Below are 21,188 nucleotides of genomic sequence, written 5' to 3' on the forward strand. Positions count from 1 at the left end.
GACGATTTCGCGCAAGTCAGCTTCATTATGGCAGATGCCGCCGCCGGTCCCGCCCATCGTGAAGGCTGGACGGACGATCAACGGATAGCCGATTTCCGCCGCGAAGCGAAGTGCTTCGTCTACAGTGTGAACGATGTCACTCTCCGGAACTGGCTGATTCAGTTCCGCCATCAATTGACGGAACAGATCGCGGTCTTCGGCTTGTTGGATAGAACTCAATTTGGTTCCCAACAACTCGACATTGAATTCTTCCAGTACGCCAGCTTTATCCAATTCCACAGCCATATTCAAGCCGGTCTGGCCACCCAATGTAGGCAGTAAAGCGTCCGGACGCTCTTTGCGGATGATGTTCGTGATGAATTCGACAGACAGAGGCTCCATGTAGACTTTGTCGGCGATTTCGACGTCCGTCATGATTGTGGCAGGATTGGAGTTGACCAAAATGACTTTGTATCCTTCTTCTTTTAAAGCTAAGCATGCTTGCGTTCCGGCATAGTCAAATTCAGCGGCTTGGCCGATGATGATAGGGCCTGAGCCGATCACTAAGATGGATTGAATGTCGGTACGTTTAGGCATGTTGTTTTCCTCCTTGGACTGCTTTCATCATATCTACAAACTGATCAAACAAGTAATTTGCATCGTGTGGTCCGGGCGCTGCTTCCGGATGGTATTGAACTGAGAAGACCGGTTTGGTTTTGTGTTTGACGCCTTCGTTCGTGCCGTCGTTCAGGGCGCGGTGGGTTGCGACCAAGTCGGTTTTGCTCAGGCTTTCTTCGTCCACGGCGTAGCCATGATTTTGGCTCGTCAGACTGATTTTCCCGGTTGCAAGATCCTTCACCGGATGATTTGCGCCGCGGTGGCCGAATTTCAATTTGTAGGTTGTAGCACCGCTTGCTAATGAGATCAACTGGTGTCCCAAGCAAATTCCGAATACAGGCAGATTTTCTTGCGCAATCAATTCCTTGATCGTTTCGATGGCTTCCGGAACGGATGTCGGATCTCCAGGTCCATTGCTTAACATAATGCCATCTGGTTTATGGGCAAGAATCTCTTCTGCGCTTGTGTTCCAAGGAGCCAGAATGACTTCGCAGTCTCTTTTCAATAATTCTGCAAGGATGTTGTCTTTGAAGCCGAAGTCAAGCAAGACAACGCGAGGACCTTCACCCGCATATTTTTTGATTTCTTTTGTCGAATTCAATTGGATTTCGTCAACCGGCAATTCGTAGGCTTTCAACGAAGCAACAATCGCATCCAGATCATCCGCATTGCTTACCATGGTGCCGCGCATGACGCCGGCGTTACGGATTTTTTTGGTGATGCTGCGTGTATCCACGCCGTAGATTCCCGGTACATCGAAGCCTTTCAGAGCTTCATCCAATGTTTTGGTTGAGCGGAAGTTACTCGGATGTTCCGCCAATTCATGAACGACCATCCCTTTCAAGCCCGGATGCACGCCTTCAAAATCATCTTCGTTGATGCCGTAGTTGCCGATCAAAGGATACGTGAAAGTAATGATCTGGCCTGTGTAGGAAGGATCGGACAAAGTTTCTTGGTAACCTGTCATCCCTGTGTTGAATACGATTTCCCCGATTGTATCCTTTTCTGATCCGAAAGCATATCCTGGATAGCAGCTGCCATCTTCTAAAACTAAAAATCTACGTTGTTTCATGTTCTTCCTCCTGATTTCTGATTGACAAGGTACATACCTCACGCTTGCATGAAAAATAGGAAAATGTAAAAAAAACACACCTATTATTGGGCGTGTTTCAACGGTTGTTTACATTAATCGTTTCACATGCCTTGTTAGCCTCTCTGTGCTAATTTAAAGACGTTCTGGCCACGCTGTATCCCGTACAGTATTGTGGATTAGGTTTATTTTAGACTATCCGGACAAAATTATCAATTACTATTTCCCAAAAATGAAAAAAAGATGTGATTTTTAAGTTTTTCCTGACTTTCTGATACAGAAAAACCCTTGGGAAGAAAGGATCCTGTCCCAAGGGTTTTGCGTTTTATAGATTATTTTACATCCTCTTCAACTTTATCGGCGGGTGTCACTTTATGGACTTCCGGTTCCTGCTCATCTGCAGGCGTGAAGTCCTCGACAAAATGATCGGTCCCGTTGTAAAGGTCCAAGTGATAGAAGCCATCCTCGTAGCGGACGACCGATATGCTGGCGTTATCCAGATGGCGATCGATCGAGAAATCCGGAATGACAGCATGGATCATATTGCGGATCGTCATCCCATGGGAAACGATCAGAATGTTCCTTTCGGAATCACGGTGTTCGCCGATAAGTTTGATCAACCCGCGTTCGACGCGCAGCCAGAATGTCATGTAATCTTCAGCTTCATGGTAAGGATCCATCTCCTTCAATCCGTTCAACTCTTCGATGACGGAACGGTGGGCATCATAATTCGGTTCGCCATTTGCGCTACCGAGAAATTTATTCAGGTTGCCCCATGTCTCGCTCGCATCCAGACCTTCAAAAGAGCCGAAGAAAATCTCCCTGAATTCGGGCATAGCCACCACTTTCAAATGATCGGCATGCTGGTTTTCCTTCAAAATGATCTGTGCTGTTTCAAATGTTCGTCTCAAATCGCTGCAATAAACCGCATCGAACTTGACATCGCCCAAGCCTGCTCCACTTCTCATGACATCACGTCTGCCTCTGGGTGTCAATGGAGTGTCGGACCAGCCTTGCATCCGATTGTATTTATTAAGATAAGTTTCTCCGTGTCGCATAAAATAAAACGTTACTCCCTTTTTCAAGGTTAACCCGCCTCTCTCAAGCTATTTTCGCTTTAGGATACTTGCTTTCCTTCTCTTATCTTAACAATTTCGGGGGCTGATTGCATCTATTTTCATGCAACTATTTATCGCTTAGGAGATCTTCCACGATTTCTCCGGATTTGTAGGCGCGCAGCAATTGCTGCAGATCGATGACTTGTTGGGTCAGTTTCTTGCCTACGTCCGTCTGCCTTACCGTTTTGCGCTCCAACTCCTTGTCGACGATGCGTCGGGTCGAAACGATATCCTTTTCGTTTTCGATGGCATCCTGGCGGGAAGTGAACGGCTGGTGCGAAACCAGCTGCATCCCGAAGGAGTTGTACAGCAGCGTATATCCGGCCAGGCCTGTCGTATTCTGGTAGGCTTTCGAGAAGCCGCCGTCGATAACAATCAGTTTTCCGTCCGCCTTCAAAGGGTTCTCGCCGATTTTTTCCTTGACTGGCGTGTGGCCGTTAATGATGTGACCCTTGCTTGGATCGAGGCCGAATTCCTTCAGTATTTTGTAGGAAAGTTCCACATTGTCGCGTTGCTCGTAATAGAGGTTCTTCTTCTCGACATGCGTTTCTTTGTCGGCACAATACAACCGCTCAAACGTTGTCATCTTATCTTTACCGAATAGGGACGAAGCTTTCCCTTCCCAAAGATACCAGATCAGATCCAGGCTGCGGACATTGTGTTTCGTTGCTTCACGATTCAGATACCCTCTGCGCAGCACTTCTTCATACTTGTCCAACAAGGATTTGCCTTTGTATTTGACATTGGCGATCGGCAGTTCCATGAAGCTGCCGTCCGGATTCAACGGCACACAGCCATGGAACAACAGATTATCGTTGTAGCTCAGGTACAGGCTGCCCTTGCTGAAAAGGAATTGGACATGCTTATGCAGCTTTTCCGAGTTCAGGAACCCGGTCATAAGCTTTTCGACAACCAGTTTTTCCTCTTCAGTTAAGCGGTAAGGGTCTGCTGGATCGACCGTCGGGAAATAGTCGCAAAGCAAAGGGTATTCTTGCCCTCCCAATGTCACCGTTCCCTTTTCGTAATCGATGAAATTCAATGACAACCGATCGGCCATGTCGAATTCCGGATGGCGCCTGATGATTTCCCCTTCGAGCTTGAACTGGATGATCGAAATCGCTTGGTTCATTTTGGCAATCTGACGGATTTCTTCAGGGAATATTTTTCTTTCATCCTCGGTGTTGATTTTCGGCATGAACGGTTCATAGCGGTCCTCTTTGTAGACCATTTCCGCAAACGTGACCAGCGGACGCAAGGAAATCCCATAAGCATCCTCGATGATTTCGAGGTTGTTGTAACGGGCAGAGATGCGGATGACATTGGCCATACAAGCCGCCGATCCGCTAGCGGCACCCATCCACAGGACATCATGGTTGCCCCATTGGATATCCAGCTCATGGCCGTCCATAAAAGTGTCGATGATTTTGTCAGGGAATGGCCCTCTGTCGTAGATGTCCCCGACAACATGGATGTGATCGACAACCAGACGCTGGATGACATGTGAAATGGCTGCGATCAATTCAGTGGCGCGGTCCAAAGAGATGACGGTCTTGATGATCTTTTCGTAATAATCCTCTTTGTTCGTCATGATTGTATCTTTGAAAAGCAGCTCCTCGATGATGTAGGCATAGTCGGCCGGGATTGCCTTTCTGACTTTCGAGCGCGTGTACTTCGAAACGGTGAACGCGCAAAGTTCCGTGATGCGCAGCAGGGTCAACGAGTAAAATTCGTTGATTTCCTCTTCCGAGTCGAGGCTGTCAACGATCATATCGATTTTATCTTCCGGATAGTAGACGATTGTCGCAAGTTGGTTCATCTCGCGGGTACTCAGTCTCCCTTGAAAAATTTCCCGGATCTTTTCTTTGACGTTTCCGGACCCATTCCTGAGTACATGCTGCACGGCATCATACTCACCATGTAAGTCGCTGATGAAGTGCTCGGTTGCTTTCGGCAAGTTCATAATGGCTTCCAAGTTGATGATTTCGGTTACAGTTTTTGCGGCTGTCGGATATTCTTTTGCCAGCAATCGAAGATACTTGTCTTTCGTTATCATTACAATTACACCCCTACTTTTTTCATTTCACTCAGAACGGAACCTCGCAAGGCAAACGTTGCTCACAGGTTTATCTTTATTTTTCGTGACAAGATGATTACTTCTATCATAGCTTGAATTAAAAAAAAATGATAGACAAGATGCAAAAGTTACACAATTGGTCACAATTTCGACAGCGTACCTGTTCGATGGTTGCTATAGTCCGATCCGCCGTGTGTCTGCTCCTGTGAGCAGCAGTCTGGTCGGAGTTGACGGTCGAACAGCTGATCATCCTCCTGCAAGGCCACTCTCGTCGGAGGAACGCACTGGCTAGGTCCAGCCAGCTCCTACGAAAGGCGGCTTCACCGGGGCTGGCGTCCACCCACAACCACCTACCGTACGCCATACGCCGTAAGCAAAAAAAACGCGCTTGCACTCCATCAGGAATGCGGGCGCGTTCATTGTGTTCGTTTTGCACATTAATGCTTATCTTTCTTTCAGCGCTCTGTCGATTTCGCGCTTCATGTCTTTCTGTTTCAATGCATCACGCTTGTCGTAGCTCTTCTTCCCTTTTGCAAGTCCGATGAGCACTTTCGCGACGCCATTCCTGAGGTAGACCTTCAACGGCACCAACGTTACGCCGGTCGTCTTCGTCTCCTCAATCAAGTACCTGATCTGCTTCTTGTGCAGCAACAATTTCCTGGTGCGCAGCGGATCGTGGTTGAAGATATTGCCCTGTTCGAATGGGCTGATATGCACATTCTGAAGGAACACTTCCCCATTCCTGATGCTTGCGTAGCCATCCTTCAGGTTGATTTTCGCTTTGCGGACGGATTTGATTTCCGTTCCGGTCAGCACCATCCCGGCTTCCACAGTGTCGAGGATGATATAATCATGGCTAGCTTTTCTGTTCTGCGCTAAAACTTTTCCTTCGCCTTTTGGCATAGTCCGACACCTTCATTTCATTAGCTTACTTCTTTTTGCCTCTGTCCTTTTTCCCTTTGGCTTTCTTGCCAGGACGGGTGTAGAACGGCTCTTTTCCTTTTGCGGTCTTTTTGCGCGGTCCGCTGTCGCGATCGGATTGGCCCGGTTTCCGCTTTTTGCCTTTCGGAATCTTCGAGCGGATCTGTTTGACCAGATCCTGGTCGCTTTGACTTTGGGTCTTGTCCTTGTCGATGACCAACGAGAAGTCGATTGCACGCGTGACCGGATCCGAATTTTCCACTTTGATTTTGACTTTTTGGCCGATGCGATAAATGACCCCAGTGCGCTCTCCCATCAAAAGCATGTGGCTTTCGATGTAGTTGAAATAATCTTCAGCCATTTTCGAGATGTGCACGAGGCCCTCTACCGTGTTAGGGAGCTGCACAAAGATGCCGAATTTCGTAACGGAGCTGATGACGCCTTCGAATTCTTGGCCGATTTTATCCATCATGAACTCTGCTTTCTTGAGCGATTCGGTTTCCCGTTCCGCATCGACCGAGCGACGTTCCATCTGCGAACTTTGAACGGCGATATCCGGCAATTGCCCTTTCCACTTCTCGACTACTTTCGGATCGACGTTGCCTTTTCCATATGTGCGGATCAGGCGGTGGACGATCAAATCAGGGTACCTTCTGATCGGCGAAGTGAAATGGGTATAATCTTTCGCAGCCAAGCCATAGTGGCCGACCGGTACAGCATCATATTTCGCCTGCTGCATGCTGCGCAACAGCGTAGTCGAAACAACAGCTTCATAAGGTTCGTCCTTAACTTTCGCCAGAACAGCCTGCAATTGTTTCGGTTTCACGTTCTCATGCGTACCGCTCACCAGAATGCCGAATGTCGTCACGAATTCCAGGAAGCGCATCATTTTGGTCGGGTCCGGTTGCTCATGGATCCGGTAGATGAAGGGCAGATTTGCTTTCGTGAAATGATGGGCGATCGTTTCATTCGCGCTCAACATGAAGGATTCGATGAGGCGCTCGCCGACACCGCGATCCTGCACATAGATGTCCAACGGGTGGCCATTTTCGTCCACGATGATTTTTGCTTCATCGGATTCGAAATCGATAGCGCCGCGTTTTTGGCGTTTCTTCAGGAGGATTTCGTGCAGGATGCCCATTTCTTCGAACATCGGCACAAAATCGCTGTATTTTTCGCGCAGCTTTTTGTCGTGGTCCATCAAAATCGCATTGACATCGGAATAGGTCATCCGTTGTTTTGATTCGATGATGCTTGGGAAAATATCATAGGCGACCACTTCCCCATCCGCATCCAATTCCATTTCACAGGACATCGTCAAACGGTCTTCGTGCGGCAGCAAAGAGCAGATGCCGTTCGATAATTTCTGCGGTAGCATCGGCACGACACGGTCCGTCAAATAGACGCTCGTGCCGCGTTCATATGCTTCGCGGTCGATTGGGGAATTCTCCGTCACATAATAGGAAACATCCGCGATATGCACGCCCAACAGATAATGGCCGTTTTCGAGCCTTTTCAGGGAAATCGCATCATCCAAGTCCTTGGCATCGGCGCCGTCGATCGTGACAATCTGTTCCGAGCGCAGATCCCGTCTCCCTTCCAACGCCTCGGCCGGAATCTCTAACGGGATCCCTTCAGCCTGGGCCAACACATCTTCAGGGAATTCGGAAGGAATGCCGAACTTATACAGGATGGACAGGATATCGACACCCGGAGCATCCTTGTGGCCGATTTCTTTCGTGACCAGCCCCTCCATCTTGACTGGATTCTGTGGCGTCGGATAGCTGGTGATTTCCACAAGACAGACACTGCCTTCAACGGGATGGATGCCTTCCGGTTTGATGTAGACTACGATACTGTTGATCTTCGTATCCTGCGGAACAACGAAGCCCAAAAAGCCGGTTTCTTCCCGGCGATCGGAATCGTATGGAACAAACTCACCGACGACCTGATTCGATTTGCGGGTCAAAACAGCGGTAACTTCAGCCTCGACACCTCTGTCGTTCCAAGGCTCAGCCTCGCGGGTGACCTTGACCTCAACCGTGTCCCCTTCCATCGCGCTGCCGGTTTTGCCGCGCGGGATGAAAAGATCACTTTCATTCGGATCGACCGTCACAAAACCGAACCCGCGGTCGTTACTGCGGAAAGTCCCCGTCATAGTGGCATTTTGCGCCTTCAGACGGAATTGTCCGGTCTTGTTCAGCACTAGAATGCCTCTTTCCTCCAATTGGGCAAAGACTTTTACTAATGCTTTGAATTCATCGGAATCACTGTATCCCAACGCTTCACTTACTTCTTTCAAAGTCATGCTCTTTGCGGCATGTTCCTGAAAATATGCTAGAACGTCAATTTGGATCTGATCTATTTTTCTCATACTTATCCCTCATTCCAATTTAGTCGGTTCAAAAATGCCAAGACTGTTTCTTCAAATACGTTTCTGTCTTTCCCAACGGTAATGACATGCGTTGCTTCCGGGAAGAAATGATAATCCACTTCAACTTGCTGGATGCGGTCCGCCAACATTTTTCCGCAGTCGGCGCTGATCATTTCATCCCTGCCGGATTGCGCGATATAATAAGGAACCGTGATATCCGCCAAATTATCCTTGATCAGTTCCGTAAACTCATCCAATTGGGCAAGCTGGTCGTTCAACTTCGGCTTCATCAACGCCAATTCGTGCTCGATTTCCAGATTAGCCATTCCAAGTTTCTTCTTCGAGAGCTTGGCGAAATGCATAAAACTGATCGGCACCCGCGATTCCTCAAAACTGATGATTGGTGAATTGAAGGAGCCTCCACCGATGAATCCGCCTGTTTCGATTGCCCTAGTCGCCATGATGCCTCCCATTGACAAGCCGAATACGGCAAGCTGATCATAGCCCTTTTCCATCAGTTCTGCTTTTGCTCGCATAGCGTCAGCGAACCAGACATCCGGGCCTCCCAAATCGAGGATATCCTCAAAACGGCCGGTCGCATGGCCCGTAAAATTCGGTGCATATACAGTATACCCGTTCCGTTCCAAAAAACGTCCCAGCAAACGCACATCATTTGCGCTGCCGGTATAGGCATGCAGCAAAAGGACGGCGCGTGGGCCAGCTTCGAAGAAAAAAGGTTCCGGTAAATTGATTGCTTTCATAGTATTCCTCCCAACTCATTCATCTTTATTTTACTGTATTTACAGCTTTTTTCCTAATATATCCAATCTGACTATAAATAATTTTGACAATTGAAAGGGCAATTTGCCCGATATCGTTCTCGCTCTGAAAATTCCCGGTGAACTGCTCCTCGCCGGTAATTTTGGTCTGTTTGCTTTGAAAATACCCGGTGAACCACTCCTCGCCGGGAATTTTGGTTTGTTTGCTTTGATAATTCCCGGTGAAGCACTCCTCGCCGGGAATTTTGGTCTATTCGCATGGCTTAACTAAAAAAAGCAGAAACCGGATAGTGGGTCTCTGCCTGCAATAGTTAATTTGAGGATAGATAGGTCAAAGCCAAGGCAATCAAGATGAACAGCGCTCCGAGAACAACTGTGATCTGACGCAATACGGCTTCGAAGCCTCTTGCTTTTTGTTTTCCGAATAATTGCTCTGCTCCACCTGTAAGTGTACTGGCTGCATTTGTTTTTGACGGCTGCATCAGCACAACAATGATCAACAGCACAGAAACAACCAACAAGGCCGTTAATAGTACATCGTATAGTGACAAAGGATGGACCTCCCTATAATAATTTTCTACTACTAACTTTAGCACAAATCATAGGGTTTTGCTAGCAATTTCAGAAAAGAAAAGCGCCCGGACCCGCTCACCTCCACTGGAGGGAACAATCCGAACGCTTTCGTCGGGGAGCTAAACGACTTTTCTCACACTCTAATCAAACGTGTTCGAAAAGTCAGCTCCCACTAACGTTTCACCCCCCACGTAGTGAAAAAAAGCAGTTCACTTCGTGGGGGGTTCCAACGTACGGGGAGCTAAACGACTTTTCTCACACTCTATCTTCTGATGATGCGGACGTTTACGATGCCGTCGATTTCTTTGATTTTTTCGATTACTTCATTCAGTACGGCATCGTCTGTTTCGGCGATATCGATGACAGTGTAGGCATAGTTGCCGCGGCTGCGGTTCAGGATATCTTCGATGTTGATGAAGTACTTAGCCAAACCGGAAGAAATCTGGCCTACCATGTTCGGGATGTTCTTGTTGACGATTGTCAAACGGATCGGTGATTGCATCGGGATATCGACTCCCGGGAAGTTCACTGAATTCACGATGTTCCCTGTTTCCAGGAAATATTTCAATGTTTGTGCTGCCATGATTGCGCAGTTGACTTCAGCTTCTTCAGTGGAAGCTCCCAAGTGCGGCATTACAATAATAGAATCGTTGTGCAGCAAGGCTTCATCGGCAAAATCCGTTACATATTTGCGGATTCTCTTTTCTTTCAGTGCAGCTAGCATATCAGCCGTGTTGACCAATTCGCCGCGGGCAAAGTTCAAAAGAACCGCATTTTCTTTCATTTGATCCAGGAAGGCAGCGTCAACCATGCCTTTTGTTTCTGCATTGACTGGCACGTGGATGGAAACGTAATCCGCTTTAGCCAATACTTCAGCGATTGAAGATGCTTTTTGGACACGACGGTTGATGTTCCATGCTGTTTCAACGGAAACATATGGGTCATAACCGATGACTTCCATGCCTAGACGGAATCCGTCATTGGCCAACATCGCGCCGATAGCGCCCAAGCCGATGACTCCCAATGTTTTTCCGGAGATTTCTCTCCCTGCGAATTGGCTCTTACCTTTTTCGACTTGCTTCTCGACATCGTCACCGCTTAAGGTTTGGACCCATTCCATCCCTTCTTTGATGGGACGGGCTGCCATGATCATAGCAGCCAAAACAAGTTCTTTGACCGCATTGGCATTCGCGCCAGGTGTATTGAAGACAACGACGCCTGCTTCGGAACAGTCTTCAACGGGAACGTTGTTGACGCCGGCTCCGGCACGAGCGATGGCTTTCAAACTTTCAGGGAATTCCATGCCGTGCAGTTTTTCGCTGCGCAGGATGATGCCATCAGGATTTGCGCCTGAATTAAGGGCGAATTGATCTGCATTCAGTATATTTAAGCCTTCTGGGGCAATCGCATTGTAAGTTTTAATCTCGAACATTATTTGAATTTCCCTTCCTTAGCTTCAAAAGCTTTCATAAATTCTGTTAATTCTTTAACGCCTTCATACGGGAATGCGTTGTAGATACTTGCGCGCATGCCACCTACGGAACGGTGACCTTTCAGATTCAGGAAGCCTAATGCTGTAGCTTCTTTGACAAATTTCGCATCCAAGTCTTTGTCCCCGGTAACGAATGGGATATTCGTCAATGAACGGGAATTGACTGCAACAGGGGAAGTGAATAAGTCAGATTCTTCAATCGTACGGTAAAGTAAGCCAGCTTTTTCTTCATTCATTTTTACCATAGCTTCCACGCCGCCCAAATCCTTCAACCATTCGAAGACTAATTTGGCTACGTAGATGGAGAAACTTGGTGGTGTGTTGTATAACGAATCATTTTTGATGTGTGTACGATAGTCAAGCATGCTTGGCAATTTATTTTCGGTCTGGATCAGATCTTCTTTCACGATCACGATCGTCAATCCTGCAGGTCCGATATTTTTTTGTGCACCTGCGTAGATCAAACCGAAGTCGTTGACATCGTAACGATTTGACAAAATGTTGGAAGACATATCGGCAACGACAGGTGCATTCACGAAACGAGGAATCGTTTGGAAAGCCGTCCCTTCGATTGTGTTGTTCGTTGTGATATGGATATAATCGTAGGCTTCGTCTGTTTCCGGAATTTCAGGAATGTAAGTGAAATTATCCGCTTCGGAACTGGCCAGTACTTCAATATTCGGAACATTTAAGATCTTAGCTTCAGAGATGGCTTTCTTAGCCCATGATCCGGAGTTGATGTAACCGACTTTGCCGCCCTTTCCAAGATTCATCGGAATCATGGAGAACTGCAGGCTTGCGCCACCTTGCAAGAACAAGACTTTATATCCTTCAGGAATATTCATCAATTCCCTTAATAATTGCTCTGCATCTGAAATGATCTCTTCGAACAAGGAGGAGCGGTGACTCATCTCCATAACTGACATGCCACTATCTTTGTAGGATAGCATTTCACTCTGTACTTTCTCTAAGACTGATTCTGGTAATATTGCTGGACCAGCGGAAAAATTTCTTGCTCTTTTCATCCTTTTGTCTCCCCCTTATCAATTGTCCTCATTAATTATTAATTATAATTTAATCTCATTATAGCAGATTACGCCACGAATGAAAGCTAAAACGGCTCTTTTCCAAAAATAATTACATGCGGATGTTAGGAACAAACCTCAAAAATATGATTATATTGGAGAATGAATCAAATTTATCTACTTAAAACCGAACATTATCACTTAAAGGAACAAAAAAAGTCCGGCGTTCCAAGCGCCGGACTTCCCATTTTGTCTGGTCATACCAAACAGTTATTATGTGAAGACAGTGTTCCAAGCAGCTGCCTTCCTGTTAATCAATTAAAATTATTTGTTTTTTAGGTTGTAGAAAGATTTCAAACCATCGTAAACAGCTAATTCGCCTAATTGATCTTCGATGCGTAACAATTGGTTGTATTTAGCGATACGGTCAGTACGGCTCAATGAACCAGTTTTGATTTGTCCAGCGTTAGTTGCAACAGCGATGTCAGCAATTGTAGCATCTTCTGTTTCGCCTGAACGGTGAGAAACAACTGCAGTGTAACCAGCTTTTTTAGCCATTTCGATAGCTTCAAAAGTTTCAGTCAATGAACCGATTTGGTTAACTTTGATCAGGATTGAGTTAGCAACGCCTAATTCGATAGCTTTAGAAAGTTTTTCAGTGTTTGTAACGAACAAGTCGTCACCAACGATTTGAACTTTGTCGCCTAAAACTTCAGTCAGTTTCTTAGTACCTTCCCAATCGTTTTCATCCAAGCCATCTTCGATTGAGATGATTGGGTATTTTTTGCATAGGTCAGCGTAGAATTCGATCATTTCATCGACAGTCTTTTCGCCTTCGCCTGAATCAGCCAAGTCGTAAACACCTTTTTCTTTGTTGTAGAATTCTGAAGAAGCAGCATCCATAGCAAGAACAACGTCTTTACCAGGTACATAGCCAGCTTTTTCGATAGCTTCGATGATTACTTCGAAACCTTCTTCGTTTGAACCCAAGTTAGGAGCGAAACCACCTTCGTCACCTACAGCAGTAGAGTAACCTTTTGATTTCAAGATTGATGCCAATGCGTGGAATACTTCAGCACCCATACGTAGAGCTTCTTTGAATGAAGGAGCGCCTACAGGCATGATCATGAATTCTTGGAAGTCGATGCTGTTGTCAGCATGAGATCCGCCGTTGATGATGTTCATCATTGGAGTTGGCAATGTTTTAGCGTTGAATCCGCCTAGGTATTGGTACAATGGTACATCCAGGTAGTCTGCTGCAGCGCGAGCTACTGCGATAGATACTGCCAAGATTGCGTTTGCGCCCAATTTTTCTTTGTTAGGAGTGCCATCTAAGTCGATCATTGTTTTGTCGATCGCTAATTGGTCGCGTACATCGAAACCTAAGATAGCATCAGCAATGATGTCGTTTACGTTTTCTACAGCTTTCAAAACACCTTTTCCAAGGTAACGCGCTTTGTCGCCATCACGCAATTCGATTGCTTCGTGTTCGCCGGTAGAAGCTCCTGATGGAACCATTCCGCGTCCGAAAGCGCCGCTCTCTGTGTATACTTCAACTTCAATAGTTGGGTTACCGCGTGAATCAAGTACTTCTCTAGCTAAAATATCTGTAATGTATGGCATGGTTTTCTCTCCTTTTAGTTGGCTGAATTACTTGTATTACCAAGTATCATTTTAGACAATTTTCTTACTTTATGCAATAGCTGAAGCGTTTTGCTTACGCTTTAACGATCAGCGATTCGCCTGTCATTTCTGCTGGTTTTTCTATGTTCAATAAGTCAAGCATCGTTGGAGCAACATCGGCCAATTTGCCGTCTGTACGCAACGTAACGCCTTCCTTGGTCACGATCACAGGAACCGGTACGGTTGTGTGTGCAGTATGCGGTTGTCCGTCTTCAGTGGACATAGTGTCTGCATTACCGTGGTCAGCGAAGATGATGGCATAGCCACCTTTTGCGTGGATAGCATCAACAACTGCACCCAAGTTCTCATCTACTGCTTCGATCGCTTTGATTGTAGGTTCTAACATACCTGAATGGCCTACCATGTCAGGGTTCGCAAAGTTAAGGATGATGGCGTCATATTTGTCGTCATTGATCTCTTTCACTAATGCTTCGCCCACTTCATAAGCGCTCATTTCAGGTTTCAAATCATAAGTTGCAACTTTCGGTGAAGGGATCAGAATGCGTCCTTCGCCTTCGAAAGGCTCATGGCGTCCGCCATTCATGAAGAAAGTTACGTGCGGATATTTTTCAGTTTCTGCGATGCGCAATTGCGAAAGGTTGTGTTGCGCCAGAACTTCACCCAAAACGTTTGTCATCGGGATCGGCTTGAAGGCAATCTCTGCGATAACAGTATCCTGGTAAGAAGTCATCGTAACAAATTTCACATTTTTAGCGCGCTCTCCACGATCAAAGTTCGTCCACTCTTCATTGGTGAAGGCATTCGATAATTGAATCGCGCGGTCGGGACGGAAATTGAAGAAGATGATGGCATCATTATCTTTCAAAGTTCCGATCGGTTCGCCATCTTTGACGATGACAGTCGGCAAGACGAATTCATCCGTTTTTCCATCTGCATAGCTTGCTTCAACAACAGCTTGGGCAGACTCAAATTTTTCGCCTTCTCCGTGTGCGATGGCGTTGTATGCCAATTCCACACGTTCCCAACGGTTGTCACGGTCCATAGCGTAGTAACGACCAGAAACAGTCGCGATTTCGCCCAGACCAATCTCTTCCATCGCTTTTTCCACTGTTTCGATGTAGCCTGGTGCAGCGTGCGGATCCACGTCGCGGCCATCAAGGAAAGCATGCAGATAAAGTTTTTTGACGCCTTTTTCCTTTGCGCTCTTGATCAACGCAATGATATGGTTGATGTGACTGTGCACACCACCGTCAGAAAGCAGACCGAAAAGGTGCAAAGCAGAATCGTTTTCTTTCGTATGATCGTAAGCACCTACAAGCGCTTCGTTCGTCAAGAATTCGCCATCGATGATAGCTTTGTCAATTCTGGTCAAACTTTGGTAGACAACGCGTCCGGCACCAATGTTTGTATGCCCTACTTCGGAATTACCCATTTGGCCTTCAGGCAGTCCTACAGCCAATCCGGAAGCCAGCATCGTTGCATGCGGAAAATTGTTCCAATAACGGTCAAAGTTCGGTTTCTTTGCTAGCTTAACCGCATTGCCCATCATTTCGTTTCTCCAGCCGAAACCGTCCAAAATAATTATTGCTACCGGTTTTTTACTCATTATTTAATAGCCTCCAATAATGCTAAGAATGAATCAGGAACCAGACTAGCACCACCGACCAATGCGCCATCGATGTGTTCTTCAGCCATGTATTCTGCAATGTTTTCAGGTTTAACGCTACCGCCATATTGAACGCGCACTTTGTCAGCCACTTCTTGACCGAAGATTGAAGCTACAGTTGCGCGCACTACGCCGCAAGTATCGTTCGCATCTTGTGCAGAAGAAGATTTGCCTGTGCCGATAGCCCAGATTGGCTCATAAGCGATGACCAGGTTAGCCACTTGGTCTGCAGTCAGATCTTTCAAAGCAGCCGTAATTTGTCCTGATACCCACTCATTTGTTACGCCTGATTCACGTTGTTCCAACGTTTCACCGCAGCAAACGATAGGTGTCATCCCGTTACGCAGAATTGCATGTGCTTTTTTGTTGATGTCTTCATCAGTTTCATGGAAGTACTCACGTCTTTCAGAGTGTCCGATAATGACGTAGTCGACGCCTAAGTCGCCTAAAGCTTTCGGGCTGATTTCGCCTGTGAAGGCACCCTCTTCTTCAAAGTAACAGTTTTGCGCGGCAACTTTCAAATCAGTTCCCTCTGTAGCTGCTACCATGTTTTCTAAAAATAGAGCCGGTGATCCAATAACAGCTTCCACTTTATCAAAAGCAGGAACCTTAGTTTTCACAGCTTCGATGAATGCTTGTGCTTCCTTAGCTGTTTTGTTCATTTTCCAGTTACCGGCAATAATCGGTTTACGCAATATAATCACTCCTTAAAATAGGTTGCTTATTTGTCAGAAATTGATGCTACACCTGGTAATTCTTTGCCTTCAAGGTATTCCAATGATGCGCCGCCACCTGTTGAGATGTGCGTGAAGTCATCAGCAAAGCCTAATTGCATTGCAGCTGCAGCAGAGTCTCCACCACCGATGATCGTTACAGCATCGCTTAATTTAGCGATTGCTTCGCAGACACCGATTGTTCCTTGAGCAAAGTTAGATAATTCGAACACACCCATAGGTCCGTTCCATACAACAGTTTTCGCGCCTTCAAGCTCTTTTGCGAACAATTCGACGGAAGCAGGTCCGATATCCAATGCCATTTGGTCAGCCGGGAATTCTTCGTTTTTAGCGATTGTGATTTCTCCATCGTTGCCGAACTCATGAGCCATTTTAGCATCGATAGGCAATACTAATTTGTCGCCAGCGCTCTCCAATAATTCTTTAGCTAATTCGACTTTATCAGCTTCCAATAAGGATTTACCGATTTCCAAGCCTTGTGCTTTCATGAATGTGTAAGCCATACCGCCACCGATAAGTACTTTATCGGCTTTGTTCAACAAATGTTTGATGACACCGATTTTATCGCTTACTTTTGCTCCGCCTAAGATAGCTACGAATGGACGAACAGGCTCGTCAACCGCTCCGCCGATGAACTTGATTTCTTTCTCCATCAAGAATCCAGCTGCGCTCTCAAGATTGGAAGCGATTCCGACGTTGGAAGCATGTGCACGGTGAGCCGTACCGAATGCATCGTTTACGAACAGGTCGCCCAGGCTAGCCCAGTATTTGCCCAATTCAGGATCGTTTTTGCTTTCTTTTTTGCCGTCAACATCTTCGAAACGAGTGTTTTCGAATACCAAAACATCGCCATCTTTCAAAGCTGCAACTGCAGCTTCCAAAGCTTCGCCGCGTGTTTCAGGAACGAAAGTGACTTCTTTGCCCAATAATTCAGCCAAACGCTCAGCTACAGGCTTCAAGCTCAACTTCGCTTTGTCTTCTTCAGCTTTTACTTTTCCTAAGTGAGAGAAAAGGATAACTTTTGCGTTGTTTTCAATCAAGTAGTTGATTGTAGGAAGAGCCTGAACGATACGGTTGTCGTTAGTGATTGCGCCATCTTTCATAGGAACATTAAAATCAGCACGAACCAATACTTTTTTTCCAGCTACATCTAAATCTGTTACAACTTTCTTTGTCATTATGTCGCCTCCTGATATGTGTATCTACATAAGAAAAGCGAGGAAGCGCGTTGCCTCCCCGCTTTTGTTATCTTCTACGATTCAGCTTTCATTAGATGAAAAACGTGATCTTATAAGCTAGCAAATTCTACTAAAGTACGTACTAATTGTGAAGCGTAAGACATTTCGTTGTCGTACCAAGCAACAGTTTTAACTAATTGTTTGTCTCCAACTGTCATTACTTTAGTTTGTGTAGCATCGAATAAAGAACCGAAGTTGATGCCTACGATATCGCTTGAAACTAATTCGTCTTCAGTGTAACCGTAAGATTCGTTAGAAGCAGCTTTCATAGCAGCATTGATTTCTTCAACAGTTACAGCTTTATCCAAAACAGTAACTAATTCAGTCAATGAACCAGTAGGAACTGGAACACGTTGAGCAGCTCCATCCAATTTGCCTTTCAATTCAGGCAATACATCACCGATAGCTTTAGCAGCACCAGTTGTGTTAGGAACGATGTTTGCAGCAGCAGCACGTGCACGACGGAAGTCACCTTTAGGATGTGGAGCATCCAAAGTGTTTTGGTCGCCAGTGTAAGCGTGGATTGTAGTCATTAAGCCTTCAACGATTCCGAATTCATCGTTCAATACTTTAGCCATTGGAGCCAAGCAGTTAGTTGTGCAAGATGCGCCTGAAACGATGACGTCATCAGCATTCAATTCGCTGTGGTTAACGTTATAAACGATTGTTTTAACGTCGCTGCCTGCTGGAGCAGACAATAGAACACGTTTTGCACCTGCATCAACGTGAGCTTGAGCGCCTGATTTGCTCATGAAGAAACCAGTACATTCCAATACGAACTCTACGCCAAGTTCTGCCCATGGAAGATCCGCTGGGTTACGTTGTGATAACACTTTGATGTCTTTTCCGTTTACAGTGAAGAATCCGTCATTAACTTCTACATCACCATTGAATCTGCCTTGAGTTGTATCATATTTCAATAAGTGAGCCAACATTTTAGCGTCAGTCAAGTCATTGATTGCTACAACTTCGATTCCTTCTACTTCTTGAATACGGCGGAATGCTAAACGTCCAATACGTCCAAAACCGTTAATACCAACTTTTACTGTCATACTGAGATTTCCTCCTTAGGATAAATCAAAATTTTTATTTTAAAGGGTTACCCCTTTTAAAATCAGATTAGCTGCACCCTCATCCGTAATCAGCCATGTTTGATGCGGGGCATATTTCATGAACGCTTTAATAGCCTTGGCTTTCGTGCTTCCCCCTGCAATGGCCATTGCATATGGGATCTTCTCGATGTCTTCAATCTGAAGTCCGAACCGGGACAATCGATAGAGGATTTCGCCGTTCTCATTGAAGTAACAACCAAAGGCTTCACCTACCGCATTATGCGCTTCGAGGGACGAAATCAACCCGTGCGACATCCTGCGTCTTTCCATCATTACTTTAGCATTACCGATACTATATAACAAGCAGTTTGCCTTTTTCATAACGGATAAGGTATGTTTGATCGATGGCTCGGATTTCATGGATGCATATGCTTTTTCGCTCAAATTATCAGGAACGAAAAGCGCCATGTTTTCACCGCCTGCCAGTTGTGCCATACGATCGCTGACACTGTTGGCTTGTATCGACATGGATTCGCCCAAACCGCCTCTAGTCGGAACAAAAATGAAGTTCCTGTTTTGGGACAATTCAGGTGAAAAATGTTCGGCAGCCTGTGCCATTGTGCTTCCGCCAGCAACAGCAACGATAAATTCGCCTGCCGGCAATAGTGCATGCAGTTCTTTGGCTGCTGTTTTTCCGATTCCATCCAAAATGGATGCATCTTCGTCACTGTCGCCAGGAACAATCCTACAAAATTGAATGTTCAAATAATCCGCTAACGCCTTTTCTTTCGCATTCATATTCAGCAATAACCGCATGAAGCTTTCCAGTTGACGGAAAATAGTTTCGCCTTCCTCAGTCAATTCCATCCCGTTCTTCGAACTGGAAAGAAGACCTTGTTTCCGCAAAAAATCTGTCTCAGTCCGCAAAGTCCTTTCTGACAAGGAAACTTTATCGGCTAGGACGCGTCTCCCGACTGGAGCATGCATTTGGATATTGCGCATGATATGGTAACGATTTTGAAGGACTGACATGATGTCCGGGACTATTTGCTGTAAGACCGAAATAGACTCTTCCATAAAAACCCTCTTCATTTGCACGTGGACGCTTTTCGCCCCGCTGCAATCTTAGGCGGTCCTCGTTTATTTCGCTTCAGGAGAGATGGAATAAGACTGTAAATATTTTTTTGCTTCCGTCTATTCTCCCTCGTCTTTACTTCATCATTTTAACAGTAAACACTAGACGTTTCAAGCGTTTTGGCAAATTAATTCGCATTCCTTCAAAATAGATTCATGCAATATATCACGAACCCCCTGTAATCCGATTGTCTTTTGGAAGCACACTTTCACTAAACCTTGATACAGCAACCATTTAACAAGGGTCGAAAAAAGTCCCGCTATTGTTTAGCGTTTCGCATCTTTTTGCATACGATCCTTGGTTTTTGGGTCTATTCGCCGCATAACTGGTGCATCAAAAATGTCCCACGCTCCGTTTCGATCATTTTATTCAAAACACCTTCACGCATGTCGCTGATTGAAATGCCCAAATCATCTGCCAAACGACTCACATCGAGCGGCTTCAACTCCCTGCTTTCAAGGAAAAAACCCTTCTGCAGGGTGGTAATCAATTCTCCTGCCCCCAGCAGCAACTCTTTTCGGAATGCCACTGCCGACCGCAGCTGCTCATATTCCGTTTTGTTTGCTGCCAGAAATTGTTGCACATCCTCATCTTCATACTGCATCATTTCTTCATAGTAGTCTTTCTGGAAAACGACGACCGGAGAAGACCACTCATTATATTTCACTGTCAGATGCCCATCCACAGTCTGCAGATAGAGATCCGGTCTCGGCAAAGAGAGGCTGTCATCACCGAATGCTGAACCTGGAGTAGGATCCAAACTTTGGGCATACTCGAACACTGCCTTCACATCTGCCAGCTCAACATCCATCTCGTCGGCTATCATTTGCCAGTTTCTATCGCTGAATGCTTGGAAGAAATTCTCCAGAATATAGTAGGCGATTTCCGGTGCATATCCATCTCGCTCCGTCTGCAACATTAAACATTCCTGCAAATTCCGGGCACCAACACCCGGGGGATCCAATTGATGCAACAGCGTCAACGCGTCCAACATCATAATCGGCTCTACACCCTTCTGTTCTGCGGCATCATCCAGATCGATGGTGACGTACCCTTCCGGATTGATGAATGCCACCAAAAATAGAACGAGCTCGCGCAATGGCGTATCTCGCATATTGGCATGAATTTGCTCCAACAAGAATGTGTCCAACGCAGGCACTTCTTCAAACACTTGCTCCATCGCGGAAACCGTATCGCTCGGATCATCTTTATCCGGCTTGTACACTACTGTTTTTTCTTTTACAGCGCGCTCATCGAATTCTTTATTGACCTTCACTTCGATCAAAGGATTGCCTAACGCTTTTTGTTGAAGATAAGCGAACAAATCCTCGTTGTCATATCCCAACAGCTTCAGCGATTCCTCCAAGCTTTCCTTATCCATGTGGACACTAGATAAAACCGACACACCAATCCCTCCTAACCTTTTCAGAATCATTTTATCACACACAAGCATCTATTGAAATCGTTTTCAGTCAATGCGGGCAATTTCTACAGGGACAGGATTGTGGTGCTCGAACATCAGCGGAGGCCCTGAGGTTCCGAACCGTCGTCCCGATCGATCCCAATAACTTAAAATAGGAATCAATTACGCTGTTCTGGAGCCCTTGGGGCTCTAAGGATAGCGGATGTAGCAAAATAAAAATCGCCAAGGTGAAAGCCTGCTGTTACAGCACTTT

Annotated in this window: 17 protein-coding genes; all 17 read right to left on the reverse strand. The window is 46.0% G+C overall.

What is annotated here, in order from left to right; translation table 11 throughout:
* On the reverse strand, positions 1-576 hold a 576-nt coding region (locus tag ACTCCX_RS11015; protein WP_463276039.1), incomplete at its 3' end, for a carbamoyl phosphate synthase preATP-grasp domain-containing protein.
* On the reverse strand, positions 569-1,669 hold the full coding sequence (gene carA / locus ACTCCX_RS11020; RefSeq protein WP_463276040.1) for a glutamine-hydrolyzing carbamoyl-phosphate synthase small subunit: 1,101 nt from the start codon (positions 1,667-1,669) through the stop codon (positions 569-571). The genes ACTCCX_RS11015 and carA, both read right to left, overlap by 8 nt.
* Positions 1,670-2,019: 350 nt before the next feature.
* Entirely contained in the window at positions 2,020-2,772 is a 753-nt protein-coding gene (locus ACTCCX_RS11025) for a histidine phosphatase family protein (protein WP_463276041.1), read from the reverse strand.
* A 100-nt stretch (positions 2,773-2,872) separates the two neighbouring features.
* Positions 2,873-4,858 (reverse strand): fructose-bisphosphatase class III, encoded by a 1,986-nt coding sequence (locus ACTCCX_RS11030; protein ID WP_463276042.1) that lies wholly within the window; start codon positions 4,856-4,858, stop codon positions 2,873-2,875.
* Between the two features lie 465 nt (positions 4,859-5,323).
* Entirely contained in the window at positions 5,324-5,782 is a 459-nt protein-coding gene (gene smpB / locus ACTCCX_RS11035) for an SsrA-binding protein SmpB (protein WP_463276043.1), read from the reverse strand.
* Between the two features lie 25 nt (positions 5,783-5,807).
* A complete protein-coding gene (rnr, locus tag ACTCCX_RS11040) occupies positions 5,808-8,174 on the reverse strand; it encodes a ribonuclease R (RefSeq protein WP_463276044.1) in 2,367 nt (788 codons plus the stop codon).
* A gap of 2 nt (positions 8,175-8,176) precedes the next feature.
* On the reverse strand, positions 8,177-8,935 hold the full coding sequence (locus ACTCCX_RS11045) for an alpha/beta hydrolase (RefSeq protein WP_463276045.1): 759 nt from the start codon (positions 8,933-8,935) through the stop codon (positions 8,177-8,179).
* Between the two features lie 329 nt (positions 8,936-9,264).
* Positions 9,265-9,504 (reverse strand): preprotein translocase subunit SecG, encoded by a 240-nt coding sequence (gene secG, locus ACTCCX_RS11050; RefSeq protein ID WP_068561081.1) that lies wholly within the window; start codon positions 9,502-9,504, stop codon positions 9,265-9,267.
* A 284-nt stretch (positions 9,505-9,788) separates the two neighbouring features.
* On the reverse strand, positions 9,789-10,958 hold the full coding sequence (locus tag ACTCCX_RS11055) for a phosphoglycerate dehydrogenase (RefSeq protein WP_463276046.1): 1,170 nt from the start codon (positions 10,956-10,958) through the stop codon (positions 9,789-9,791).
* Complete coding sequence (serC, locus tag ACTCCX_RS11060; protein ID WP_463276047.1) at positions 10,958-12,043, reverse strand: 3-phosphoserine/phosphohydroxythreonine transaminase; 1,086 nt, start codon at positions 12,041-12,043, stop codon at positions 10,958-10,960. The genes ACTCCX_RS11055 and serC overlap by 1 nt, the downstream gene beginning before the upstream one ends.
* Before the next feature lie 324 nt (positions 12,044-12,367).
* Positions 12,368-13,666, reverse strand: a complete 1,299-nt coding sequence (gene eno / locus ACTCCX_RS11065; protein ID WP_463276048.1) for a phosphopyruvate hydratase — start codon at positions 13,664-13,666, stop codon at positions 12,368-12,370.
* A gap of 94 nt (positions 13,667-13,760) precedes the next feature.
* Complete coding sequence (gene gpmI, locus ACTCCX_RS11070; protein ID WP_463276049.1) at positions 13,761-15,293, reverse strand: 2,3-bisphosphoglycerate-independent phosphoglycerate mutase; 1,533 nt, start codon at positions 15,291-15,293, stop codon at positions 13,761-13,763.
* Entirely contained in the window at positions 15,293-16,048 is a 756-nt protein-coding gene (gene tpiA, locus ACTCCX_RS11075) for a triose-phosphate isomerase (protein ID WP_463276050.1), read from the reverse strand. The genes gpmI and tpiA overlap by 1 nt, the downstream gene beginning before the upstream one ends.
* 26 nt (positions 16,049-16,074) lie before the next feature.
* Positions 16,075-17,265, reverse strand: coding sequence for a phosphoglycerate kinase (locus ACTCCX_RS11080; RefSeq protein ID WP_463276051.1), 1,191 nt, complete (start codon positions 17,263-17,265; stop codon positions 16,075-16,077).
* A 110-nt stretch (positions 17,266-17,375) separates the two neighbouring features.
* Positions 17,376-18,377 (reverse strand): type I glyceraldehyde-3-phosphate dehydrogenase, encoded by a 1,002-nt coding sequence (gene gap, locus ACTCCX_RS11085; protein WP_463276052.1) that lies wholly within the window; start codon positions 18,375-18,377, stop codon positions 17,376-17,378.
* A gap of 39 nt (positions 18,378-18,416) precedes the next feature.
* Positions 18,417-19,454 (reverse strand): sugar-binding transcriptional regulator, encoded by a 1,038-nt coding sequence (locus ACTCCX_RS11090; protein ID WP_463276053.1) that lies wholly within the window; start codon positions 19,452-19,454, stop codon positions 18,417-18,419.
* A gap of 368 nt (positions 19,455-19,822) precedes the next feature.
* Positions 19,823-20,917: an RNA polymerase factor sigma-54 gene (locus ACTCCX_RS11095; protein WP_463276054.1), complete on the reverse strand. Its 1,095-nt coding sequence runs from the start codon at positions 20,915-20,917 to the stop codon at positions 19,823-19,825.
* Positions 20,918-21,188: the final 271 nt, after the last annotated feature.

The organism is Trichococcus sp. (genome assembly GCF_055118575.1).

Excerpts from the sequence above, each read along its gene's own strand:
- ACTCCX_RS11045 (WP_463276045.1), bottom strand. The coding sequence starts at position 8,935 with ATGAAAGCAATCAATTTACCGGAACCTTTTTTCTTCGAAGCTGGCCCA.
- gap (WP_463276052.1), bottom strand. The coding sequence starts at position 18,377 with ATGACAGTAAAAGTTGGTATTAACGGTTTTGGACGTATTGGACGTTTA.
- carA (WP_463276040.1), bottom strand. The coding sequence starts at position 1,669 with ATGAAACAACGTAGATTTTTAGTTTTAGAAGATGGCAGCTGCTATCCA.
- ACTCCX_RS11055 (WP_463276046.1), bottom strand. The coding sequence starts at position 10,958 with ATGTTCGAGATTAAAACTTACAATGCGATTGCCCCAGAAGGCTTAAAT.
- eno (WP_463276048.1), bottom strand. The coding sequence starts at position 13,666 with ATGCCATACATTACAGATATTTTAGCTAGAGAAGTACTTGATTCACGC.
- ACTCCX_RS11090 (WP_463276053.1), bottom strand. The coding sequence starts at position 19,454 with ATGGAAGAGTCTATTTCGGTCTTACAGCAAATAGTCCCGGACATCATG.
- ACTCCX_RS11030 (WP_463276042.1), bottom strand. The coding sequence starts at position 4,858 with ATGATAACGAAAGACAAGTATCTTCGATTGCTGGCAAAAGAATATCCG.
- ACTCCX_RS11080 (WP_463276051.1), bottom strand. The coding sequence starts at position 17,265 with ATGACAAAGAAAGTTGTAACAGATTTAGATGTAGCTGGAAAAAAAGTA.
- smpB (WP_463276043.1), bottom strand. The coding sequence starts at position 5,782 with ATGCCAAAAGGCGAAGGAAAAGTTTTAGCGCAGAACAGAAAAGCTAGC.
- rnr (WP_463276044.1), bottom strand. The coding sequence starts at position 8,174 with ATGAGAAAAATAGATCAGATCCAAATTGACGTTCTAGCATATTTTCAG.
- gpmI (WP_463276049.1), bottom strand. The coding sequence starts at position 15,293 with ATGAGTAAAAAACCGGTAGCAATAATTATTTTGGACGGTTTCGGCTGG.
- serC (WP_463276047.1), bottom strand. The coding sequence starts at position 12,043 with ATGAAAAGAGCAAGAAATTTTTCCGCTGGTCCAGCAATATTACCAGAA.